The 24487-nt window shown below is 59.3% G+C and carries 18 protein-coding genes; 10 read left to right on the top strand and 8 right to left on the bottom strand.

The genetic code is table 11. From position 1 onward, the window contains the following. Nucleotides 1–3: 3 nt before the first annotated feature. The gene (locus tag JIF53_RS10725) at nt 4–1353 is read right to left on the bottom strand and encodes an adenosylmethionine--8-amino-7-oxononanoate transaminase (RefSeq protein WP_199452467.1); all 1350 of its coding nucleotides are present in this window, start codon (nt 1351–1353) and stop codon (nt 4–6) included. Nucleotides 1354–1553: 200 nt separating this feature from the next. On the opposite strand from JIF53_RS10725, the gene JIF53_RS10720 reads away from it, so the two are divergent. Beyond that, on the top strand, nt 1554–2042 hold the full coding sequence (locus JIF53_RS10720; protein WP_011786490.1) for a DUF2505 domain-containing protein: 489 nt from the start codon (nt 1554–1556) through the stop codon (nt 2040–2042). A 9-nt stretch (nt 2043–2051) separates the two neighbouring features. Here JIF53_RS10720 and JIF53_RS10715 read toward each other — a convergent pair whose 3' ends face one another. The 7 genes from JIF53_RS10715 to JIF53_RS10685 all read right to left on the bottom strand — a co-directional run bounded on the left by JIF53_RS10715 (nt 2052) and on the right by JIF53_RS10685 (nt 9204). Beyond that, entirely contained in the window at nt 2052–2798 is a 747-nt protein-coding gene (locus tag JIF53_RS10715) for an amino acid ABC transporter ATP-binding protein (RefSeq protein ID WP_011786489.1), read from the bottom strand. Nucleotides 2799–2811: 13 nt separating this feature from the next. Continuing rightward, nucleotides 2812–3525 carry an amino acid ABC transporter permease gene (locus JIF53_RS10710; protein ID WP_011786488.1) on the bottom strand — a complete coding sequence of 238 codons (714 nt, stop codon included), beginning with the start codon at nt 3523–3525 and terminating at the stop codon, nt 2812–2814. 29 nt (nt 3526–3554) lie between these two features. After that, entirely contained in the window at nt 3555–4313 is a 759-nt protein-coding gene (locus tag JIF53_RS10705; RefSeq protein ID WP_023008554.1) for a transporter substrate-binding domain-containing protein, read from the bottom strand. Nucleotides 4314–4518: 205 nt separating this feature from the next. Then, complete coding sequence (gene metF, locus JIF53_RS10700) at nt 4519–5388, bottom strand: methylenetetrahydrofolate reductase [NAD(P)H] (RefSeq protein WP_199452466.1); 870 nt, start codon at nt 5386–5388, stop codon at nt 4519–4521. 12 nt (nt 5389–5400) lie between these two features. Further along, nucleotides 5401–6795: an adenosylhomocysteinase gene (gene ahcY / locus JIF53_RS10695; protein WP_199452465.1), complete on the bottom strand. Its 1395-nt coding sequence runs from the start codon at nt 6793–6795 to the stop codon at nt 5401–5403. Between the two features lie 73 nt (nt 6796–6868). Then, nucleotides 6869–8059 carry a methionine adenosyltransferase gene (gene metK, locus JIF53_RS10690; protein WP_199452464.1) on the bottom strand — a complete coding sequence of 397 codons (1191 nt, stop codon included), beginning with the start codon at nt 8057–8059 and terminating at the stop codon, nt 6869–6871. Between the two features lie 143 nt (nt 8060–8202). Next, nucleotides 8203–9204 carry a metalloregulator ArsR/SmtB family transcription factor gene (locus tag JIF53_RS10685; protein ID WP_141067290.1) on the bottom strand — a complete coding sequence of 334 codons (1002 nt, stop codon included), beginning with the start codon at nt 9202–9204 and terminating at the stop codon, nt 8203–8205. Nucleotides 9205–9440: 236 nt separating this feature from the next. Here JIF53_RS10685 and tkt point away from each other — a divergent pair, with 236 nt between their 5' ends. From tkt to JIF53_RS10640, 9 genes are all read left to right on the top strand, one after another. Continuing rightward, the gene (gene tkt, locus JIF53_RS10680; protein WP_199452463.1) at nt 9441–11441 is read left to right on the top strand and encodes a transketolase; all 2001 of its coding nucleotides are present in this window, start codon (nt 9441–9443) and stop codon (nt 11439–11441) included. Then, nucleotides 11441–12469 (top strand): type I glyceraldehyde-3-phosphate dehydrogenase, encoded by a 1029-nt coding sequence (locus JIF53_RS10675; protein WP_199452462.1) that lies wholly within the window; start codon nt 11441–11443, stop codon nt 12467–12469. The genes tkt and JIF53_RS10675 overlap by 1 nt, the downstream gene beginning before the upstream one ends. 91 nt (nt 12470–12560) lie before the next feature. After that, entirely contained in the window at nt 12561–13721 is a 1161-nt protein-coding gene (locus tag JIF53_RS10670; RefSeq protein WP_023008549.1) for a phosphoglycerate kinase, read from the top strand. 66 nt (nt 13722–13787) lie between these two features. Beyond that, nucleotides 13788–14852 carry a class II fructose-bisphosphate aldolase gene (gene fba / locus JIF53_RS10665; protein ID WP_199452461.1) on the top strand — a complete coding sequence of 355 codons (1065 nt, stop codon included), beginning with the start codon at nt 13788–13790 and terminating at the stop codon, nt 14850–14852. 231 nt (nt 14853–15083) lie between these two features. Continuing rightward, nucleotides 15084–16133 carry a zinc-binding metallopeptidase family protein gene (locus JIF53_RS10660; RefSeq protein WP_199452460.1) on the top strand — a complete coding sequence of 350 codons (1050 nt, stop codon included), beginning with the start codon at nt 15084–15086 and terminating at the stop codon, nt 16131–16133. A 14-nt stretch (nt 16134–16147) separates the two neighbouring features. Next, nucleotides 16148–17608 (top strand): circularly permuted type 2 ATP-grasp protein, encoded by a 1461-nt coding sequence (locus tag JIF53_RS10655; RefSeq protein WP_011786477.1) that lies wholly within the window; start codon nt 16148–16150, stop codon nt 17606–17608. Nucleotide 17609: 1 nt separating this feature from the next. After that, nucleotides 17610–18548, top strand: a complete 939-nt coding sequence (locus tag JIF53_RS10650) for an alpha-E domain-containing protein (RefSeq protein ID WP_072676482.1) — start codon at nt 17610–17612, stop codon at nt 18546–18548. A 35-nt stretch (nt 18549–18583) separates the two neighbouring features. Then, nucleotides 18584–21886, top strand: coding sequence for a DUF2126 domain-containing protein (locus tag JIF53_RS10645; RefSeq protein ID WP_199452459.1), 3303 nt, complete (start codon nt 18584–18586; stop codon nt 21884–21886). Nucleotides 21887–21975: 89 nt separating this feature from the next. Next, nucleotides 21976–24480, top strand: coding sequence for a circularly permuted type 2 ATP-grasp protein (locus JIF53_RS10640; protein WP_199452458.1), 2505 nt, complete (start codon nt 21976–21978; stop codon nt 24478–24480). The last annotated feature ends 7 nt before the right edge of the window (nt 24481–24487 follow it).

The following is a 24487-nucleotide window of genomic DNA, read 5'->3' as shown; positions in this document are numbered from 1 at the left end:
TTCTCAGTCCTTGACCGCGATTTCGATGCCTTCGGTGGCCACCTGAGCCAGATGGCGAATCTGTTCTTCGGTGATCACGTAGGGCGGCATGAAGTACAGCACGTTACCCAGGGGGCGCAGCAGGGCCTGGCGGGTGAGTGAATGCTTATACACTCTGATGCCGCGGCGTTCCTGCCAGGGGAACGGGGTTTTGCTGGCTTTGTCTTTGACCATTTCAATGGCCATGGTCATGCCGTGCTGGCGGATGTCGCCCACGTTCGGGTGGTCGGCCAGATGGGCAACGGACTCGGCCATACAGCGGGCCAGCTGGCGGTTGTTTTCGATGACGTTCTCATCCCGGAAGATGTCGAGCGTGGCGAGGGCGACGGCGCAGCCAATGGGGTTGCCGGTGTAGCTGTGGCTGTGCAGAAAGGCTCGCATGGTTTCGTAGTCGTCGTAGAAGGCGTTGTAGACGGTGTCGGTGGTGAGCACCACGGACAACGGCAGGTAACCAGCGGTCAGGCCCTTGGACAGGCACATGAAATCCGGGGTGATGCCGGACTGTTCGCAGGCGAACAGAGTACCGGTGCGGCCAAAGCCGACGGCAATTTCGTCCGCGATCAGGTGCACCCCGTAATGGTCGCAAGCTTCCCGCAGTTTGGTGTGGTAAATCGGGTGGTGCATGCGCATGCCGCCGGCGCACTGGATCAACGGCTCCACCACCACAGCGCAGATTTCGTCGTGTTTCTCGGCCAGCAGTTTGTCCATGGCCTCGAACTGGCGCAGCGCGTACTCTTCATCGGTTTCGCCCGGCTCTTTGTTGTAGGCGTCCGGTGAGGGGGCGGTCAGCACTTCCATCAGCAGCGGCTGGTAGGTGTCCTTGTACAGGGCCACGTCGCCCAGGGCCAGCGCGCCCAGGGTTTCGCCATGGTAGCTGTTGCTGAGGTTAACGAAGTTCTTCTTGCCCGGTTTGCCGTGGTTTTTCCAGTAGTGGTAACTCATCTTCAGAGCGGCTTCGATGGCCGAGGAACCATTGTCAGCATAGAAACACTTGTTCAGGCCTTCCGGTGTTACCTCGATCAGCCGCTCCGACAGATTAACTACTGGCTCATGGCTGAATCCGGCCAGAATCACATGTTCGAGCTGGCCGATCTGTTCCTGAATGGCAGAGTTGATGCGCGGATTGGCGTGGCCGAACAGGTTAACCCACCAGGAGCTGACGGCGTCGATGTAGCGGTTGCCCTCAAAGTCCTCCAGCCAGACACCTTCGCCCCGTTTGATGGGGATCAGGGGCAGGGTCTCGTGGTCTTTCATCTGGGTGCACGGGTGCCACACGGATTTGAGATCCCGTGCGACCAGATCGGCATTGCGCATTGTTGTCTCCTGTCAGCTCCCGGACGGTTTTGTTCGGTTCGTTAAAATCCTCACATGATACTTGCCCGGGCCATCGCTTAACAGCGCCAGAATGTGAACCAATCGGTCTGGCTTGCTTGCCCGGTTTGCTTGCCCGCCCGGCCAATGTTGCCACGCCGGGCGACCGCAACAATAGGGGTAAGACAGGTTCGGAGGTAATCATGGAACTCAATCTGGAGCACCCCTACGAGCGGGGGCTTGATCAGGTGATCGAGCGTTTCTTCGATGAGGCGCACATACGTAACAAAAACGAGCAGTTGGGCGCCCGCAATCTCAGGGTGACCGAGCTGAAAAAGGACGAAATGTCGGCCAAACTGGTGATCGAGCGGGAAATGACCGCCTCGGCACCGGTGCCGGGTGTGCTTTCCGGTTTCCACCGGGAATGGAACCGGGTGCGGCAGGAAGAGCACTGGTTCCGCAAGGACGACGACGAGTGGCACTGCGAGTTTCGGGTGCGTATTGACGGCGTGCCGGCGAAGATCAAGGGCGCGATGCGGCTGTTGGGCAACGGCGACCGTTGTATCAACTACGTGAGCCTTTCGGTGCTATGCGAGGTGCCGTTTCTGGGCCGGAAGATTGCGAAGTTTCTGGCGGATGACTCCCACGCCAAGATTGAACGTGAGTATGACGTCATCCGCCAGTTGCTTTAAACGCGAGGGTCAGTGAGCCAGTACCCGGGACAGGAATGCCTGGGTGCGCTCATTCTGAGGGTTATCGAACACCTCGTCGGGTTTGCCTTCCTCGACAATCTGGCCTTCGTGAATGTAGATCACCCGGTCGGCCACCTCGCGGGCGAAGCCCATTTCATGGGTGACGACCATCATGGTCATACCTTCTCGGGCCAGCTCCCGCATGACATCCAGCACTTCCCCGATCATTTCCGGGTCCAGCGCTGACGTGGGTTCGTCGAACAGCATCAGCCTGGGTTCCATGGCCAGAGCCCGGGCGATGGCCACCCGCTGTTGCTGGCCGCCGGATAGCTGGCTGGGGTATTTATCGGCCTGGTTGCCGATGCCTACACGTTCCAGCAGGCGTTCGGCGGTGGCGTTGGCAACCACTTCGGCCGTTCTTTTCACCTTCATGGGCGCCAGCATGATGTTCTTTTTCACCGTCAGGTGCGGGAACAGGTTGAACTGCTGGAACACCATGCCCACTTCCTTGCGGATTTCCGCCAGGCTGTTCTGATTCCCGCCTTTCGGGGCCAGAGGGTGGTTATCCACCTCAAGCGACCCGGATTCGTATTCTTCCAGGCCATTCACGCAACGAATCAGGGTGGATTTGCCGGAGCCACTGGCGCCGATGATCACCACCACTTCGCCCTGTTCCACGGTCAGGTCGATATCCTTGAGGACATGCAGTTTGCCGAAGTATTTGTTCATGCCCTTCATTTTTACAATCTGTGTCATTGCTCGGGCTCCTTCAGGCAGACGCTACACCACGGCGCTCAAGCAGCCGCAGGATCAGTGACAGGGACAGCGTAATGGCCAGGTACATGATGGCCACCACAAAATACACCTCGAACGCGGTGAAGGTATTGGCAATGTACACCTGGCCCTGGCGTACCAGTTCGCCCACGCCGATGACCGAGAACAGTGAGGTGTCCTTGATGCTGACGATGGCCTGGTTGCCCAAGGGCGGAATCATGCGTCGGAAGGCCTGGGGCCAGACAATGTTCCAGAAAGTCTGGGAGCGTGACAGGCCCAGAGACAGACCGGCTTCGGTCTGGCCTTTGTCAATGGACTGCACGCCACCACGGACGACTTCGGAGATATAGGCACCGGAGTTTAGGGCGATCGCGGCAATACCGGCTGTCAGCGGGTCGATCGGGCCGCCAACCAGGTCGGGCAGGCCGTAGAAGATAAACAGCACCTGTACCAGGATGGGGGTGCCGCGGAAAATCTCGATGTAGGCAGTGGCGGGCCAGCGCAAGAACCAATTCTTGTTGATGCTGAGCAGGCCGAACACGATGCCCAGAACAAAACCGATGGCCAGGCCACCGAAGGAAATCATCAGGGTGTAGGGAATACCCTTGGCCAGGTAGGGAATGGAATTGATGGCCGCCTGCCAGTCAAACTGAAACTGGAATTCCACAGTGTGTTTCTCCGTTGGGTTGGGAGGAATCGGCCAGGGCATTGTGTGCCCCGGCCGGTTCGAGTGGCGGGTTATTTGTCTTCAGGCATGGGGCCGAACCATTTTTCATAAATGGTCTTGTAGGTGCCGTCTTCCTTGATTTCTGCCAGGGCCTCGTTAACCGGGCCGACCCATTTGCTGCCGTTCTTCAGGGCAATACCGTACTGCTGGCCTTCATACAGGGGGCCGACGGTCTTGACCTTGCCTTTGCCTCGGGTGCTGGCGAAGTAGCCAACGTTTGGGGCATCGTAGAAAACCGCATCAACGGCACCGGACATCAGCGCCATGTACATGTCGGAGCTGCCGGGGTACGGCGTTACACCGTCGTTGTCGTCCAGGCTCTTCATCAGGAAGTCATAGCTGGTGCTACCAATCTTGGTGCCCACTTTCATGCCTTCCAGGTCCGACATTTCATCAACGTCGCCGTTGTTCTGGCTCACCAGGATGCGCAGACCGGAATCGTAGTAAGGATCGGAGAAGTCGACGATTTCCTCGCGCTCATCGGTAATGGTGATGCCGGCGATGGCAATATCCACGTTGCCGGTTTGCAGGGCCGGGATAATGCCGTTGAAATCCATGGTGTTGAGGTCGTAATCAAAGCCTGCACGTTCGGCGACTTCGGCAATGATCTCCATATCGAAACCGATCATTTCTCCGGTTTCCTGGTCCATCATTTCAAACGGGACGAAGCTTGGGTCGGTGACCACGCGCAGGGTCTCTGCGCTGACTGAGGTTGCGGCTACAGACAGTGCCAGACCAGCACCCAGTGTTTTCAGCCATTTCGTGCTCATGCTTTCTCCTTTCTGTTTTTTTATGCCCCGTCTGCCCGGTAAGGCAGTCTGTGAAAGCACTCTTTGTGGCCGTGCATCACAGGGAGCGTTGATGGGGATGCATCAGATACAGTTTAGACTATGGAGACAGGATTTGCAGGAAATCAGGCGGTTATGAAAGGAAAGAGGGGCCGGAGCCCCTCTCTGTAGCGGTCGGGAAGGCGTGTCAGAACGCGATTTTCTCCCGGTCGCTGATGCCCAGATTCTTCCAGATGGAAAGGCTGGGTTCAGCCTGGTTCAGAGTATAGAAGTGCAACCCTGGAGCCCCGGCCTTGAGCAGTTTTTGGCACATTTCAGTGACCACTTCCTCACCGAACTTGCGGATGCTGTCGGTGTCGTCACCGTAGGCTTCCAACTGCTTGCGGATCCAGCGCGGGATCTCCGCGCCGCACATGTCCGAGAACCGCACCAGGCTGGAGAAGTTGACGATGGGCATGATGCCCGGCACCACCGGAATGGTGACACCCATCTGCTCCAGACGGTCGATGAAGTAGAAGTAGCTGTCGGCATTAAAGAAGTACTGGGTGATGGCGCTGTTGGCACCGGCCTGTACTTTCCGTGCGAAGTTCTTCAGGTCATCTTCGGCGTTGCGGGCCTGAGGGTGAAACTCCGGGTAAGCGGCCACTTCCAGATTGAAGTGATCGCCGCTGTGCTGCCGGATAAATTCCACCAGTTCGTTGGCGTAACGCAGTTCACCGGAAGCGCCCATGCCCGATGGCATATCGCCACGCAGGGCAACGATCCGGTTGATGCCGTTCTCTTTATACACATCCAGCAGCTCACCGATTTCTTCCCGGGTACCGCCCACGCAGGAGAGGTGCGGTGCCGTGGAGATGCCCTGCTGGTGCAGGTTCAGCACCGTCTCGATGGTGCGGTCCCGGGTGGAACCGCCCGCTCCGAAGGTGACCGAGAAGAAATCCGGGTTCACCTCGGCCAGCTGGTTACGCACCGCTTGCAGCTTCTCCTTGCCCTGATCGGTCTTGGGCGGGAAAAACTCGAAACTGAAGCGGCGTTTGAATTGCTTCTGGGATTCCATGTTTGTGTCCGATTAGTACCTGTAGCTTTCCGGCTTGTACGGGCCTTCGACCGGTACACCGATGTATTTCGCCTGGTCTGGAGTCATCTTGGTGATCACGCCACCAAAGCCTTCCACCATGGCGCGGGCCACTTCCTCGTCCAGCTGCTTGGGCAGAACCTGTACGTAAACGCCCTTGGCCTTGGAATCTTCCGGCAGGTCGGCAAACTTGCGCTCGAACAGATACATCTGCGCCAGCACCTGGTTGGCAAAGGAGCCGTCCATGATGCGGGACGGGTGACCGGTGGCGTTGCCCAGGTTCACCAGGCGGCCTTCCGACAGCAGGATCAGGTGGTCGTTGCTGGCCTTGTCGCGGTAGATCACGTGCACCTGCGGCTTGACCTCGTCCCACTCCCAGTTCTTGCGCATGTAGGCGGTATCGATTTCATTATCGAAGTGGCCGATGTTGCACACCACGGCGCCGTTCTTCAGGGCTTTCAGCATGTTCGCGTCACACACGTTGACGTTACCAGTGGTGGTTACCAGCAGGTCAGTGGTGCCCAGCAGGTCGGTGTTGATGCCTTGCTCGGTGCCGGTGTTGATGCCGTCGATGTATGGAGACACCACTTCAAAACCGTCCATGCAAGCCTGCATGGCGCAGATCGGGTCGGCTTCGGTGACTTTGGCGATCATGCCTTCCTGGCGCAGGGACAGCGCAGAACCCTTGCCCACATCGCCGTAACCGATCACCAGCGCTTTCTTGCCGGACAGCAGGTGGTCGGTGGCGCGCTTGATAGCGTCGTTCAGGCTGTGGCGGCAGCCGTACTTGTTGTCGTTCTTGGACTTGGTGACCGAGTCGTTAACGTTGATGGCCGGGATCTTCAGGGTGCCGTCACGCAGCATTTCCTGCAGACGGTGCACGCCGGTGGTGGTTTCTTCAGTAACACCGTGGCACTTGGCAATCACCTGCGGGTATTCCTTGTGCAGCAGCTCGGTCAGGTCGCCGCCGTCGTCCAGGATCATGTTCGGCTCCCAGCCGTCTACGTCTGCGCCCACGGTTTTGTGCAGGCACCAGTCGTATTCTTCGTCAGTCTCACCTTTCCAGGCAAACACGGGAATGCCTTGCGCTGCGATGGCTGCGGCGGCCTGATCCTGTGTGGAGAAGATGTTGCACGATGACCAGCGAACGTTGGCGCCCAGCTCCACCAGGGTTTCGATCAGCACGGCGGTCTGGATGGTCATGTGGATGCAGCCCATGATGTTGGCGCCTTTCAGCGGCTGCTCGGCTTTGTATTTCTCGCGCAGTTTCATCAGGGCGGGCATTTCGCCTTCGGCGATTTTGATTTCCTTGCGGCCCCAGTCGGCGAGGGTGATGTCGCGGACTTTGTAGTCGTCGAAATTGTTCAGTTTTTCTGCCGGAGTGCTCATGGTGTTCTCCTGTCAGTTTGGTTTGGGCGTATTCGGTGAAATGGAATACGCCCAGTTATCCGGAATGGTCTGTTCAGATGCCGGCAGCGTCTTTCAGGGCGGCCGCACGGTCGGTCTTCTCCCACGGGAACGCGGTGAAGGTCTTGCCGCCAACGGTCATCTCGTACGGATCACGGCCGAAGTGGCCGTAGGCTGCTGTGGCCCGGTACATCGGGTGCAGCAGGTCGAGCATGTTGGTGATCGCGTACGGGCGCAGGTCGAAGTGCGCGCGTACCAGGTCGATGATCTTGTCGTCGCTGATCTTGCCAGTGCCGAAGGTGTTCAAAGAAATGGAGGTCGGCTGGGCTACGCCGATGGCGTAGGACACCTGAATCTCACATTTCTCGGCCAGACCGGCGGCTACGATGTTCTTGGCCACGTAACGGCCGGCATAGGCAGCGGAACGGTCAACCTTGGAGGGGTCTTTGCCGGAGAAGGCGCCGCCACCGTGACGTGCCATGCCGCCGTAGGTGTCTACGATGATTTTGCGGCCGGTCAGGCCGCAGTCGCCTACCGGGCCGCCGATCACGAACTTTCCGGTCGGGTTGATGTGGAACTGGGTGTCTTTGTGCAGCAGTTCAGCCGGCAGGGTGTGCTTGACGATCAGCTCCATCACCGCTTCTTTCAGGTCGGCCTGGGTAACGTCGGGATCGTGCTGGGTAGAGAGAACCACGGCGTCGATACCCACCACCTGGCCGTTTTCGTAGCGGCAGGTGACCTGGCTCTTGGCGTCCGGGCGCAGCCACGGCAGCAGGCCGCTCTTGCGGGCCTCGGCCTGGCGCTGAACCAGGCGGTGGGAGAAGGTGATCGGCGCCGGCATCAGCACGTCGGTTTCGTTGCTGGCGTAGCCGAACATCAGTCCCTGGTCGCCTGCGCCCTGGTCTTCCGGCTTCTGGCGGTCAACGCCCTGGGCGATGTCGACGGACTGTTTGCCGATGATGTTGATCACACCACAGGTGTCGCCGTCGTAGCCTACTTCAGAGGAGGTGTAGCCGATGTCTTTGATCACACCGCGAACCAGGTCTTCCAGATCGACCCAGGCGCTGGTGGTGATTTCACCGCCGACGATGGCCACGCCGGTCTTGACCATGGTTTCGCAGGCCACGCGTGCGTGCGGATCGTCGGTCAGGATGGCGTCCAGTACCGCATCAGAAATCTGGTCGGCCAGTTTGTCCGGATGGCCTTCGGAGACCGATTCGGAGGTGAAGATGTTGTAGTCAGACATAGGTGTGCTCCTCTTGAGCGATTGCAAATTCGTACCGGCTCCGTCCTGTTCGACCTACCGGCTGCCTTGGTTGTTGTCAGGGCATACGTAAAACTACCTACACCCATATCAAAAGTTTTTGATATTCCTGTGGCGGCGATTGGTTACGCCGCTTCCGTACTCTTCCAGAATTCTCTTACCTGTACCTGGAACCCGTTGCGCAGGCCTATAAACAGCTGTTCGCCCGCGGTCAGCCCGGCGTCGGCCGCCCAGGAAGTCAGTTCTTCCGGCTCGAAGCCCAGCCACAGGTCGCCGCAGTTTTCCTTGGCCCAGTCCTGGTCGTGACTGCACAGATCACTGACGACCAGACAACCGCCACTGTTCATCAGGGCGGCGGCGTCCAGAAAAATGTCCGCCGGGCTGGGTACGTGGTGCAGCACCATGTTGGCTACGATCAGGTCAAAGGCGTCGCCCCGTGCCAGCAGGGTATCGGTCACGCCTTCGATCAGGTCGACGTTATTCAGGTGTTCCTCAATGCAGGTGCGTGTTGCCTTGGCCAGCATGTCTTTGCTGTTGTCCAGGCCCACTACATGCTGGAACAGCTCCGACAGTACCGGCAGGAACCCGCCTTCACCCGGTCCGATTTCCAGAACGCTCTGCCATGACTGCCTCGCTGCACGCTTGCGAATCAGTTCCGCGGTAGGCTCGGCGTACAGGTCAAAGGCTGCAATCAGTTCCTGCTGTTCCCGGAATTGTTCGGAGTGTCGGGAGAAAAAGGCCTGGGACTGTCCCGCTCGCTGCTCTCGTATGGCTTCAATCTTTTCGTCCAGATGCCGGGGCAATGCGACCCTGTCGACGGTTTCGAAAATCTGGCGGATTGCCTGGTCGGCCAGTTTGTCACTGTCCAGATTCAGCGGACGACGATAGAAAATGGCATTGCCTTCCCGCTGGGGCTCCAGCAAGCCGGCCTTGTGCATCACCTTCAGGTGATGGCTCATGCCAGACTGGCGCATGTCGAACATCTGGCTCAGCTCCAGCACACCGAAGGTATCCCGCCGCAGCACCCGCAGGATTTCCAGGCGCAGTGGGTCACCGCTCGCCTTGAAGATCGGGGCCAGTACGTCCACAGAGGACAATTCGTTCGCATGTGCATTGAGTGAGGTCATGGTTGGCAAGTGTAGGGGCGTTCTGTTGGTCGATCAATAGCCATATCAAAATTTTTTGATATAGATTTATGAGTTCTGTGAAATCAGTCGGTTTGGTGATTTTGTGCCGGCTTCATCGGAAAACCACTACATATGGATTTGCCCCGGCATACCCTAATCGGCGAAAATACGCGCCTTCTTTTTGAGCAGTATTTGCAGCTTGAAGTCTTTTCCTGAAAAACACTGGAGAATTGTCAATGCCGTCCCGTAAAGATCTCGCCAACGCCATTCGCGCGCTGAGCATGGATGCGGTTCAGAAAGCCAAGTCCGGCCACCCGGGTGCGCCCATGGGTATGGCGGATATCGCCGAGGTGCTGTGGAACGATTACCTCAGCCACAACCCGGCTAACCCGCACTGGGCCAACCGTGACCGCTTCGTGCTGTCTAACGGCCATGGCTCCATGCTGCAGTATTCCCTGCTGCACCTGAGCGGGTACGACGTCAGCATTGATGACCTGAAGAACTTCCGTCAGCTGCACTCCAAGACACCAGGCCATCCAGAATACGGTTATACCCCGGGCATCGAGACCACCACCGGCCCGCTGGGGCAGGGCATTGCCAACGCTGTTGGTTTCGCGCTGGCGGAGAAGTCCCTGGCGGCGCAGTTCAACCGCCCGGGCCACGACATTGTTGACCACTATACCTACGCATTCCTGGGCGACGGCTGCCTGATGGAAGGTATCTCCCATGAAGTAGCGTCCCTGGCCGGTACCCTGGGTCTGGGCAAGCTGGTGTTCTTCTACGACGACAATGGCATCTCCATCGATGGTGAAGTGGAAGGCTGGTTCACCGACAATACCCCGCAGCGTTTCGAGTCTTACGGCTGGCAGGTAATTCCGGATGTAGACGGCCACGATGCCGACGCCATCCGCGCCGCCGTTGAGCAGGCCCGCGCCAACACTGAGCAGCCAACGCTGATCTGCTGCAAAACCATCATCGGTTTTGGCTCCCCCAACAAGCAGGGCAAGGAAGATTGCCACGGGGCCCCGCTGGGTGATGACGAAATCGCACTGACCCGCGAAGCCCTGGGCTGGCAGCATGGCCCGTTCGAGGTTCCGTCTGACATCTACGCCGCGTGGGATGCCAAAGAAAAAGGCCAGGCTGCACAGAGTGCCTGGGAAGAGAAATTTGCGGCCTATGAGAAGGCCGAGCCGGAACTGGCCGCCGAGTTCAAACGGCGCATGGCGGGTGATCTGCCGGCAGACTTCGCCGAAAAAGCCCAGGCCTATATCCAGGAATGCCAGGACAAGGGCGAGAACGTTGCCTCCCGTAAGGCGTCCCAGAATTCCCTGAACGCCTACGGCCCGCTGCTGCCGGAACTGATGGGTGGCTCTGCCGACCTGGCCGGTTCCAACCTGACTATCTGGTCGGGCTGTAAAGGCGTGACCAAGGAAGACGCCTCCGGCAACTACATCTATTACGGTGTGCGTGAATTCGGCATGGCGGCCATCATGAACGGTATCGCCCTGCACGGCGGCTTTGTGCCTTACGGCGCCACCTTCCTGATCTTCATGGAATACTGCCGTAACGCCGTGCGCATGGCCGCCCTGATGAAGCAGCGCTCGATCTTTGTCTTCACTCACGACTCCATTGGCCTGGGCGAAGACGGCCCAACCCACCAGCCCATCGAACAGCTGGCCAGCCTGCGCACCACCCCGAACATGAGCACCTGGCGCCCGGCCGATACCGTGGAATCCGCGGTGGCCTGGAAAGCGGCGCTGGAGCGCAAGGATGGCCCGACCGCCATGGTCTTCTCCCGTCAGGGTCTGCCGCACCAGCAGCGTGATGCCGAACAACTGGCGAATGTTGCCAAAGGTGGTTACATCCTGTCTGACAGCGAAGGCACGCCGGAGCTGATCCTGATCGCAACAGGCGGTGAAGTGGGCCTGGCCCAGGACGCTGCTGCCAAGCTGCGTGAACAGGGTAAAGCGGTGCGTGTTGTGTCCATGCCGTCTACCGACGTATTCGATGCCCAGAGCGCTGAGTACAAACAGCAGGTGCTGCCGCTGGAAGTCACCAACCGCATCGCCATTGAAGCGAGCATTGCGGATTACTGGTACAAGTACGTGGGCCTGGACGGTCGCATCGTAGGCATGACCACCTTTGGTGAGTCCGCGCCGGCCGGCGAGCTGTTCAAGGAGTTCGGCTTTACCGTCGACAATATCCTGGAAGTGGCTGACGAACTGCTGGACGCCTGATGACCAACTCAACGCCGTTTCGCATTGCCATCAACGGGTACGGTCGCATCGGCCAGTGCGTGTTGCGGGCCCTTTATGAAAACGGCTATCGCGACCATCTGCAGGTGGTCGCGATCAACGAGTTGTCGGATATCGACACCATTGCCCATCTCACCAAATACGACTCCACCCACGGGCGGTTTCACGGTGAGGTGGCCGTGGATGGCGATAACCTGGTTGTGAACGGCGACCGCATCCGCGTATTGCGCCACCCTGAACCCGAGGAACTGCCCTGGCGACTGCTGGATGTGGATCTGGTGCTGGAATGCTCCGGCGCCTATTCTGACCGGGCCACGGCGGAAAAGCATATTGAAGCCGGTGCCCAGCGTCTGCTGTTTTCCCAGCCGGGCGATCCGGATGTCGACCGCACGGTGGTCTTCGGCATTAACGACGGGGACCTGAACGGTCAGGACGTGATCGTAGCTGCCGGCTCCTGCACCACCAACTGCCTGGTACCGGTCATCAAGGTCCTGGACGATGCCTTTGGCGTAGAGCAGGGCAGTACCACCACGATTCACGCCGCCATGAACGACCAGCCGGTCATCGATGCCTACCACCATCAGGACCTGCGCCGTACCCGAAGTGCCCTGCACAATATTGTGCCCGTAGACACTGGCCTGGCCCGCGGTATCGAGCGCTTGTTGCCTCATATGGAAGGCCGTTTCAGCTCGGTTGCCATGCGCGTGCCAACGCTGAATGTCTCTGCTATAGACATGGTGGTTAACGTGGGTGAGCCGACCGACATAGCCACAGTGAATCAGTTGCTGTGCAGTGCATCCGCAGGCTCATTGAAGGGTATCCTCGGCTATACCGATGAACTGCTGGCCAGTTCTGACTTCAACCATGATTCCCATTCCGGCGTGGTCGACGGCGGGCAGACCCGAGTCACCGGCGGCACCATGGTGAAAGTGTTGTGCTGGTTTGACAATGAGTGGGGCTTTGCCAATCGCATGCTGGATGTCAGCAGAACCTGGTTGAGCAAAACCTGAAGAATAATGTGGGGCTGATCCCGAAGGGAGTCAGGCTCCAGCCTTAGGCTTAAAATTTGCACCTTTGAACCCATAACTACGGAACCTGATTATGGCCATCAAGAAAATGACTGACCTGAACCTCGCCGGCAAGCGGGTTCTGATTCGTGAAGACCTGAACGTCCCGGTCAAAGACGGCAAAGTATCCAGCGACGCCCGCATCCGCGCCTCGCTGCCCACCATCAAGGCCGCCAAAGACGCCGGTGCCAAAGTCATGCTGATGTCCCACCTGGGCCGCCCGGAAGAAGGCGTGTACGACGAAGCCTCCTCCATGAAGCCCGTAGCCGAGCACCTGAGCACCCTGCTGGGCCAGGAAGTCCGCCTGATCAAGGATTACCTTGACGGCGTTGAAGTGGCCGACGGCGAAGTCGTACTGTTCGAAAACGTTCGCTTCAATAAGGGCGAAAAGAAAGACAACGAAGACCTCGCCAAGCAATACGCCGCCCTGTGCGATGTCTACGTGATGGACGCCTTCGGCACCGCCCACCGCGCCCAGGCCTCCACCCACGGTGTGGCGAAGTTCGCTCCCGAAGCCTGCGCCGGCCCGCTGCTGGCAGCCGAACTCGACGCCCTCGGCAAGGCCCTCGACAACCCGACCAAGCCAGTGGTGGCCATCGTTGGCGGCTCCAAAGTCTCCACCAAACTGGACGTCCTCAACGCACTGGAAAAAGTGTGTGACCAGATCATCGTCGGCGGCGGCATCGCCAACACCTTCCTGGCCGCAGCCGGCCACCCGGTAGGCAAGTCCCTGTGCGAACACGACCTGGTCGACACCGCCAAAGACATCGCCAGCCGGGTGGAAATCCCGCTGCCGGTTGACGTGGTGGTCGCCAGCGAATTCGCTGAAACCGCCACGGCGACGACCAAAAACATCTCCGACGTCAGCGACGACGACATGATCCTCGACGTCGGCCCGGAAACCGCCGGCCAGTTCGCTGAACTGCTGAAAAACGCCAAAACCATCCTGTGGAACGGCCCGGTTGGCGTGTTCGAATTCGACCAGTTCGGCAACGGCACCAAGGCACTCGCCCAGGCCATCGCCGAAAGCGACGCCTTCTCCCTGGCCGGCGGCGGCGACACCGTCGCAGCCGTTGACAAATACGGCGTAGCTGACAAGATCTCCTACATCTCCACCGGCGGTGGCGCGTTCCTCGAATTCGTGGAAGGCAAAACCCTGCCGGCAGTAGCCGTGCTGGAAGAGCGTGGTAATTAAGACGCCACTCCAAAATCCAAAACGAACAGAATTCAAACCTCAAAACGTCAACGAAGGAGACAACCCATGGCCCTGATTTCGCTGCGGCAACTTCTGGACCACGCCGCCGAGCATGGTTACGGTGTGCCAGCCTTTAACGTAAACAACCTCGAACAAATGCGCGCCATCATGGAAGCCGCCGACAAAACCGACTCCCCGGTGATTGTCCAGGCCTCCGCCGGTGCCCGCAAATACGCCGGTGCGCCGTTCCTGCGCCACCTGATCCTGGCCGCCATCGAAGAATGGCCACACATCCCGGTGGTCATGCACCAGGACCACGGCACCAGCCCGGCCGTGTGCCAGCGCTCCATCCAGCTCGGCTTCAGCTCCGTGATGATGGACGGCTCCCTGGGTGAAGACGGCAAAACCCCGACCAGCTACGAATACAACGTAGATGTTACCCGTCGCACCGTTGAAATGGCCCACGCCTGTGGTGTCTCCGTAGAAGGTGAACTGGGCTGCCTGGGCTCCCTCGAAACCGGCCAGGCCGGCGAAGAAGACGGCATTGGCGCCGAAGGCACCCTGGACCACAGCCAGATGCTGACCGATCCCGAAGAAGCCGCCGACTTCGTCCAGAAAACCCAGGTCGACGCCCTGGCCATTGCCATCGGCACCAGCCACGGCGCCTACAAGTTCACCCGTCCGCCCACAGGTGACATCCTGGCCATCGACCAGATCAAAGCCATCCACGCCCGCATCCCGGACACCCACCTGGTGATGCACGGCTCCAGCTCCGTACCTCAGGAGTGGCTGAAAGTGATCAACGAATTCGGTGGCGAGATCCCGGAAACCTACGGTGTACCGGTGGAAGAAATCGTCGAAGGTATCAAGCACGGCGTGCGCAAGGTCAACATCGACACCGACCTGCGCCTGGCCTCTACCGGTGCGGTTCGTCGCTTCATGGCCCAGAACCCGGCGGAATTTGACCCGCGCAAATTCCTCAAGGCCACCATGGTTGCCATGACCGATATCTGTGTCGCCCGCTACGAAGCCTTCGGCTGTGCCGGCCAGGCCAGCAAGATCAAGCCGCTGAACCTCGAACAGATGTTCGAACGTTATGCGGCTGGCGATCTGGACCCGAAGGTCAAGTAAGCCCCGTCTTGAAGCCCCCGCCCTTCGGGGGCTTTTTTCTGATGGGTGAGCTGAAAACCCATCGTCCGTGTTGATCCCCGCACTTATCGCTGCAACAAAGAACAGGATGCCGACGGCAAGGGTTGTCGCTCCTAAGATTGCTATTGCTTAACGGCAGTTTTTTGCGTTTTGGCCTGGATGGCCAATACTTGAAAGCATGCTCTTGCCTTTAATGGCCAAGGATGCCTTCCAATGAAGCTGTTCCACTGCGGTCGATGTGCCAACCTGCTTTATTTTGAAAACAGTCGCTGTACCCATTGCGGAGCTGACCTGGGCTTTGCCCCGGATGTCATGGATTTGCTGGCGATCGAGCCGGAAGGCGATAACACCTGGGCGACGGTCGCACGTGGTGATATCTACCGGTTGTGTGACAACTATCAGAATCAGCGAGCCTGTAACTGGCTGATCCCCAATACCGATCCGCATACCTTCTGTGTTGCCTGTCGCCTCAATCGCACCATTCCGGATCTCAGCATCGAGAAGAACAATGACCTCTGGCGTCGTCTCGAAAAAGAGAAACGGCGGCTTGTGTATTCCGTCTTGCGCCTGGGACTCCCGTGCGAACCCCGGAACGAAGATCAGCTTGGGCTGGCATTCGATTTTCTGGCCGATCAGCCGGCTATGTTTGACGAGCGTGAAAAAGTAACGACGGGCCATGCCAATGGCGTCATTACCATCAACATTGCCGAAGCAGACCCGGTGGAACGCGAGCGGATGCGCAACCAGATGGCCGAGCCGTATCGCACTGTTTTAGGGCATTTTCGCCATGAGTCCGGACACTATTACTGGGATCTGCTTGTCCGGAGTAGCCCGTGGCTTGGCAAATTCCGGGACCTTTTTGGTGATGAGACCAGGGACTACAGGCAAGCGCTGGACCAGCATTACCAATACGGCCCGTCCTCTGACTGGCAAAGCCGATACATCAGCGCCTATGCCAGCAGCCATGCCTGGGAGGACTGGGCAGAGACCTGGGCACATTATTTGCATATGGTGGATACATTGGAAACCGCCTGGCAGCTCGGTCTGCGTGTGAATACCTTGCAGCCCGAGGAAACAAGCCCTGCCTTCGACCCCTGCCAGACCGGTGATTTCGATGCGCTGATCAGGCATTGGTTGCCTTTGACGCTTGCGCTCAACAGCCTGAACCGAAGCATGGGGCACGACGACGCCTACCCCTTTGTGCTGGCGCCTGCGGTGGTGGAGAAGCTCCGTCTGGTGCACCAGATCGCTCACGGACGTTAATGAAAGGATCCCGAATGAAAAAGAACAAAGCGATTGACTGGAAAAACTACGATCCCAACGACTTCTACGATGAGCTGATCGCTGCCAAAGGGAAGCCCAGACGAGCCGCGACGGCGATTACCGACTACTTGGGCAATCTCGGGTCCGAGGAGATCCAGGCGCGCCAGCAGGCTGCCGAACTGGCGATACTGGAGATGGGGATCAGTTTCACCATCTACAGCGAGGGCGAGAATATCGACCGGGCCTGGCCTTTCGATATCATTCCCCGGGTGATCTCGCTCCGGGAGTGGGAAAACATTGAACAAGGGCTGGCCCAGCGCCTGACGGCCCTCAACATGTTCATTAACGATATCTACAACGACCAGAATATCGTCAAAGACAAGGTCATTCCCAAGTACGTGTTCGCCAACTCCAAAAACTTCCGCGAGCAGTGCCGTGGTTTTACGCCGCCACTGGGGGTCTGGGCCCACATTTGCGGATCGGATCTGGTGAGGGACAAGGACGGAAAGGTCTATGTTCTTGAGGACAACCTGCGGGTTCCTTCCGGTGTTTCCTACATGCTGGAGAATCGCCAACTGACCAAGCGGGTGTTCCCGGAACTGTTCGACAACAACAGTATCCTGCCGGTGGATGACTACACCAACCAGCTGTTCGACATGCTGGCGTCGATTTCTCCAAGGCCCCAGGATCATCCAAGAATTGCAGTACTCACCCCGGGGATTTTCAATTCGGCCTATTTCGAGCACTCGTTCCTGGCGCAGCGCATGGGGGCCGAGCTGGTGGAGGGGGCTGATCTGGTCGTTGGTGAAGACGACTGCGTGTACATGCGCACAGTAGAGGGCCTGGAGCGCGTGGACGTGATCTACCGGCGCATTGATGACGACTTTCTGGACCCGGAAGTCTTTCGGGCAGACTCTACCCTGGGCGTGCCGGGCCTGATGCGAGCCTGGCGCAATGGCAAGGTTGGCCTGGCCAATGCGCCCGGTGCCGGTGTGGCCGATGACAAGGTGATCTACGCCTTCGTGCCGGACATGATCCGCTATTACCTCGATGAGGAGCCGATCATCCCCAACGTGCCCACCTATATGTGCGTGAACAAACAGGACCAGGAGTATGTACTCGAGCACCTGGACGAGCTGGTGGTGAAACCGGCGAATGAGTCCGGTGGTTACGGCATGCTGGTGGGGCCGCATTCCACCAAGAAGCAGCGCACCGAATTTGCCCGTCTGATCAAGAAGAACCCACGCAACTACATCGCCCAGCCCACACTGAGTCTCTCTGTGGCCCCAACTTTGTGCGACGAGGGCCTGGCGCCCCGACACCTGGATCTTCGGCCCTTCGTGCTGCAGGGCGTGCGAACCTACGTTACCGCCGGCGGGCTCACGCGGGTGGCGATGCGCAAGGGCTCCCTGGTGGTGAATTCTTCCCAGGGCGGTGGAAGCAAGGATACCTGGATCGTGGACGAGGAGAATTGATGTGCTGTCACGTGTAGCGGAAAGACTGTACTGGATGGCCCGATACCTTGAGCGGGCCGAGAACAACGCCCGGATGATCATGGCTTTCAATTCCCTGGCACTGGATATGCCCCGGGAGACCCAGCTGTCCTGGAAGGGACTGGTGGCGGTGACGGGCATGGGAGCTTTGTTTGACCAGCACCACCAGAAGGCCGATGAGCGCAACTGTGTGAAGTTTCTGATGGCTGACAGTTACAATCCGAGCTCCATCGCCTCCTGCATCAAGGCTGCCCGGGAGAATGTTCGCACCACGCGGGACCAGGTACCGACCGACGCCTGGGAAGTCATCAATGAACTATATCGTTACATCCAGGAGTACATCGACCAGGGGGTGGGGAAACGCGCGCGATACGATTTCCTGAACGAGATCGTCGGCCGCTGCCAGATGCTCAATGGTTTGCTGGCCGGGTGTATGAGTCACGACGAGGGCTACGACTTCATCCGGGTGGGTCGCAACCTTGAGCGGGCCGACATGGCCACCCGTCAGATTGAAGTGGGAGCTCTGCAGTTCCTCGATGGCTGGGACGGCACGGAAACCTACGGCGGGTTATTGTGGACGAGCGTTCTGCGCTACCAGAGTGCCTTCCAGATGTACCGCCACAACGTGCGGCGCAAGGTCAGCGGGCCTCTGGTGATTCGCTTCCTGTTGCAGAACGAACCCTTCCCGCGCTCGGTGCTACACAGTCTCAGCGAAGTGGCCGGTGCTCTCGGTCGCCTGCCCAGGAACGAAATTCCGCTGCGCACGGCACTGCAGGCAGTCCGTCACACCCGTGAAGGCGACGTGGATGCGTTAATCCGCAAGGAGGACGTGATCCTGTTCCTGGAGAACCTGCAGCTGGACATCGGTGAACTTCACGACGACATTGCAGAGACCTGGTTTCCTGTCTACGAGACAGCCTGAAACTCCCAACACTATTCGCCTGCGAGATAGGTTCCATGTCGATTCACGTTGCCCTGAGTCATACCACCCATTATCGCTACGAGCGCCCGATTACCCTGGGCCCTCAGATTGTTCGTTTGCGCCCCTGTCCACATGCGCGAACCCGAATTCTCAGTTACTCACTGAAGGTTGAGCCGGAAGGTTACTTTCTGAACTGGCAACAGGATCCGCAGGCCAATTATCTGGCCCGGCTGGTATTTCCGGAAAAGACGGACGAGCTGAAGATCACGGTGGACCTGGTTGCCGAGATGGCGGTGATCAACCCGTTCGATTTCTTCCTGGAACCCCGGGCGGAGACCATTCCCTTCGAGTATGAGGAATGGCAGACGGCGGAGCTGGCGCCTTACTTGCAGAAATTGCCGGAAACACCGGAATTCCGTAAATGGATGGCCACCATAGACCGCAAGGAAACGCCCAGCGTCGATTTCTTGGTGGGCGTAAACCAGCGGCTAGCCAACCGGATTGATTATCTGATCCGGATGGAGCCGGGCGTGCAGACGCCGGAAGAGACCCTGAAAAAAGGCTCCGGATCCTGTCGGGATTCCACCTGGCTGCTGGTCCAGACGCTTCGGCACCTTGGGCTGGCGGCGCGGTTCGTCTCCGGTTACCTGATTCAGCTCAAGGCGGACCTGAAAGCACTGGATGGCCCCTCGGGCGCGGAGGAAGACTTCACTGACCTGCACGCCTGGTGCGAGGTCTTCCTGCCCGGCGCCGGTTGGGTGGGACTGGACCCGACGTCTGGCCTGTTTGCCGGTGAAGGGCATATTCCGCTGGCCTGCAGCCCGGATCCGTCCTCGGCGGCTCCCATTTCCGGCATGGTGGAAGACTGCGAGGTCGAATTCGAGCATCAGATGGGCGTCCAGCGCATCTGGGAAGCGCCGCGGGTGACCAAACCCTACACCGAGGAGCAGTGGCAACGCATTGTGGATCTTGGCCATGAGGTGGATCAGCGACTGACCGAGCTGGATGTGCGCCTGACCCAGGGCGGTGAACCCACCTTCGTGGCCAATCACGACCGTGATGAGCCGGAGTGGAACACCGAGGCTATGGGCCCCACCAAGCGGAAAAAGGCCATTGAGCTCTACCACCGGATGCGGGACCGCTATGGTGCCGGTGGCCTGGTGCACTTCGGCCAGGGCAAGTGGTACCCGGGCGAGCCGTTGCCGCGGTGGTCACTGAACTGCTTCTGGCGCAAGGATGGTGAGCCAATCTGGCAGGATGAACGGTGGCTGGCGGACGAACGCACGGAAGGCAAGGCAAGCCCGGAAGATGCTCACCGGTTTTTGGCAGCCCTGGCGAAGGAACTGGGTGTCGATGAAAAGCACGTGTTCCCGGGGTTCGAGGATGCCTTTTATTACCTGTGGCGGGAACGACGGCTGCCGGTCAACGTCGATCCCTTTGATGCCAAACTCGACAATGCCCTGGAACGGAAGCAGCTGCAGCAGATTTTCAGCCGGGGTCTGGATGAGCCCGTCGGCTACGTGCTGCCACTGCGTGTTTCCGAAAAGGAGAAGGCCTGGGAGACCGGACCCTGGTTCCTGCGCAGCGAGCGCTGCTATCTGATTCCGGGCGGCTCACCCATGGGCCACCGGCTGCCGCTGGACAGCCAGCCCTGGGTGGAAGAAGCCGATTACCCCTGGATCCACGAACAGGACCCGTTTGCCCCTCGCGGGCCCTTGCCTGTCAGCGAACAGATTCGTCAATGGAACAGCCATAGCCAGGCTGGCCAGCCGTCTTCGGAGCTGGAGCCACCTGCCAAAGGCAAGTCGGCACCCGAGATTGTCCGAACGGCCCTTTGTGTGGAGCCCCGGGATGGCATCCTTCGCGTTTTCATGCCGCCGCTGGCGGAGCTTGAGCCCTATCTTGCGCTGGTCGCGGCCATTGAGAAAACCGCCGCAGAGCTCAAGCAACCGGTCTTGCTGGAAGGCTATGAGCCGCCCTCCGACCCACGGTTGAGTCATTTCCGCATCACGCCGGACCCGGGGGTGATCGAAGTGAATGTGCAGCCGGTCAAGACCTGGGACGAACTGGTCGAGCAGACCGAGACGCTTTACGCAGACGCCTACGAATGCCGACTCACTTCCGAGAAGTTCATGATGGACGGCCGCCATACCGGCACCGGTGGCGGCAACCATTTTGTGCTGGGTTCGCAAAAGGCCGAGGACTCTCCGTTCCTGCGGCGCCCGGATCTGTTGCGCAGCCTGATCAGCTACTGGCACAACCATCCCAGTCTGTCCTACCTGTTCTCTGGCCTGTTCATCGGCCCCAGCTCCCAGGCCCCCAGGATTGACGAGGCCCGTAACGACCACGTGTTCGAAATGGAGTTGGCCTTCAAGGAGATGGAGCGGCTCTGCCCGGTGGGCAAGAAAGTCGCGCCCTGGGTGGTGGACCGGTTGCTCCGGGATCTGCTCACCGACGTAACCGGTAATACCCATCGAGCCGAGTTCTGTATCGACAAGCTCTATTCCCCGGATGGCCCCGGTGGGCGTCACGGTTTGCTGGAGCTGCGTGCCTTCGAGATGCCGCCCCATGCCCGCATGAGCCTGACCCAGCAGCTGCTGTTGCGCGCGCTGGTGGCACGCTTCTGGGAGCAACCCTACAAGCCGCCAGGGCTGGTGCGCTGGGGCACCGAACTGCACGACCGTTTCCTGCTGCCCCACTATGTCTGGCAGGACTTCCAAGACGTGATCGACGATATGAAGGCCCGTGGTTACCCGCTGGAGAGCGAGTGGTTTGCGCCCCATTTCGAGTTCCGGTTCCCCCGGATCGGCGATTACAAGGTCAAGGGCATCACCCTTGAGCTGCGCTCGGCCCTGGAGCCCTGGCACGTCACCGGTGAGCACGGTGCAATTGGTGGCACTGCCCGTTATGTGGATTCCTCCCTGGAGCGTTTGCAGGTGAAGGTGCGCGGCGCTGCGCCGGATCGTTACCAGATCACCTGCAATCAGGTGCCTCTGCCACTTCAGCCTACCGGCATGGTGGGCGAGTCGGTCGCCGGGGTCCGTTACCGGGCCTGGCAGCCGTCGCAGTGCATGCACCCGACCATCGGGGTGGATGGGCCGCTGGTGTTTGATATCGTGGACACCTGGAACGAACGCAGTCTGGGCGGGTGTGAGTATCACGTGACCCATCCCGGTGGCCGGAATTTCGAGACGCTGCCGGTGAATTCGTTCGAGGCTGAAGGCCGCCGTATGGCGCGTTTCTTCCGGATGGGGCACAGCTCAGGCCAGCAACCCCTGCGGCCGGTGCCGGAGCACCGGGAGTTCCCGTTCACCCTGGATTTGCGGTATCACAAATAATATGTGTGAACTTACCGTTTGATACTGGCTCAGGGGGCTGGAAAGCGGCTATGCTTCCAGCTCATTGACTAACGGAGCCCGAATTCACGGTGGCGAAGCAGCGCGCAGTAACGGACATCCTCCGCCAGTACCATCCGGTGCCGGATCGGTTTGATGAGCTTGGTTCCCTGGGTTCCGGGCCAAAGCCCCATTGGCGGACGTTGTTGCAACAGTTGAACCTTGAATCGGTTGCCGGTCTCAATCTCAGGGCTCAGGCGGTTTCCAGCGCGATTGCCGAAGACGGGGTAACCTACAACGTCTACGAGGATCCCCGTGGCGATACCCGGCCCTGGGAAGTCGATCTGCTGCCGCTGGTTCTGGGCGCGGATGAGTGGCAATGGCTTTCGAAAGCGGTCGCCCAGCGAGCTGAACTGCTGGATAGCGTTCTGGGCGATCTGTATGGCGAACAGGCGTTGCTCAAAGAGGGCTTGATGCCGCCGGCCTTGGTTTACGGTCAGGCTGGTTTTCAATGGCCCTGCCAGGGCATACAGCCAGTGAGTGGCCGCTTCCTTCACCTTTATGCGGTGGATCTGGCGCGGGCGCCGGATGGCGGCTGGTGGGTGATGGCGGACAGGACCCAGGCCCCTTCGGGGGCGGGTTACGCCCTGCAAAACCGGTTGGTCATTTCCCGGGCGTTCCCCGCGCCCTTCCACAACCTGCCAGTGACCAACCTGGCGGAATTCTTCCAGGGGTTCCAGAACAGTCTTGCGAGCATGTCTCCGGCGCGAAATGAGACCGCGTTGTGTGTGCTTCTGACCCCGGGCCGTTTTAACGAAACCTATTTCGAACATGTATTTCTTGCCCGCTACCTCGGGTTGCCGCTGGTGGAAGGTCAGGATCTGACCGTGCGCGATGACACCGTCTACCTGAAAACACTTCAGGGCCTGCGTCGTGTGCATGCCATCTATCGCCGGCTCGATGATGGCTTTTGTGATCCGCTGGAACTCCGGGCCGATTCCGTGCTGGGTATCCCGGGCTTGCTGGGTGCTGTGCGAGCCGGCAAAGTGCTGATGGCAAACGCCCTGGGCTCCGGCGTTCTCGAAAGTGCGGCCCTGTTCGGTTTTCTGCCGGAGATTTCAAAAAAACTGCTGGGTTCACCTCTGGCTATGCCGTCAGTGGCCTCCTGGTGGTGTGGTGAGAAACCCGCGTTGGACTATGTCATTGAGCACCTCGATGAACTGGTCATCAAACCGGCATTTGCGAGTATGCGCATGGAGCCGGTGTTCGGTTATCAGATGAAGGGGGCAGAGCGGACCGCACTGATCAAGAAGATGAATGCCCACCCCCATGCTTTTGTCGGGCAGGAGTTGGTTCACCTTTCTCAGGCCCCGGTCTGGAAGGGTGATCAGAATCAGCCGCTGGCAACCCGGTCTATTGGCCTGCGCCTGTTCGCGGCGGCTACGCCCTCCGGCTGGCGGGTGATGCCCGGTGGATTGACCCGTGTCGCCATGGATGAGGGCGTGGAGGTCATCTCCATGCAGCGGGGCGGGTTGTCGAAGGATACCTGGGTACAGTCGCGTTACACCGCGCCATCCAAATCGCTGATCAAGAAACGGTTGCAGGTTTCCGACTTGCTGGATGGCGAGCGGGATACGCCGTCCCGTGTGGGCGAAAATCTGTTCTGGATGGGCCGGCATTCTGAGCGGGCGGAAGGCACGGCTCGCTTGCTGAGGGCGGCGTTCAACCGTTTGTCGGGGCACGATCAGGCCAGCGAGGAGGCTCTGCTTGGGCTCCAGCAGGCGGCCGAGCAGTTCGGCACGCTTCCTGAGCCGGAAAAAGATGTCGTACCCGAGCCTCTCCCCGAGGCTTTGCTGAGAGCAGTAAGTGACCAGGAATCCCCGGGGTCGATTGCGTCGATCATCCAGGCCTTGCTGTTCAATGCCAGCCAGGTCCGGGATCGGTTGTCCACAGACAACTGGCACACACTCAACCGAGTGGGGAAATCTCTCAGTCCGGCGCCGGCGACGCCAGAACAATCAATCCGGGCGTTGAATCTGGTGTTGCTGGATTGCATCTCACTGGCTGGATTTGCCATGGATGACATCACGCGGGACGCCAGTTGGGTTTTCCTGGTGATCGGGCGGCGCCTGGAGCGGTTGGCCAATCTGTGCACCCTGATTTGTGTGCCGCTGTTCAGTGACCGCTTCAGTCGTAACGCCATGCTGGAGTGGCTGCTGGAAGTGGCAAACTCGGAAGTGACCTACCGGACCCGATATCGCCGGACGCCAGAGCTTCTGGGGGTGCTTCACACCATTGTGATCGACGCGAGCAACCCCCATTCTGTGATGTTCCAGTTGCGCCAGTTGCAGAAGGATTTACCCGAAATGGGTCAGAAAACCGGACAGCTGTTTTCCCCGGATCTGAATGACTCCCTGCGTCGTTTACAAGGGTTGGATCTGCACCCGTTTGAGCGCAAGCACCCGGATCAGGCCTGCGAAGCTCTGGCAGAGCTCTTGTGTGATATCCGGTCAGAAGCCTATCGTGTATCGGATGAAATCCAACGGCAGTGTTTTATTCACACCCGGTATTCCGACCGGCCGGTGAAAGCGGATTAAGGCGCCT

Origin of the sequence: Marinobacter sp. bablab_jr008 (assembly GCF_016464145.1) — a bacterium.
In the GTDB taxonomy this organism is placed as follows: domain Bacteria; phylum Pseudomonadota; class Gammaproteobacteria; order Pseudomonadales; family Oleiphilaceae; genus Marinobacter; species Marinobacter nauticus.
This window is presented reverse-complemented; position numbering and strand designations above follow the sequence as displayed.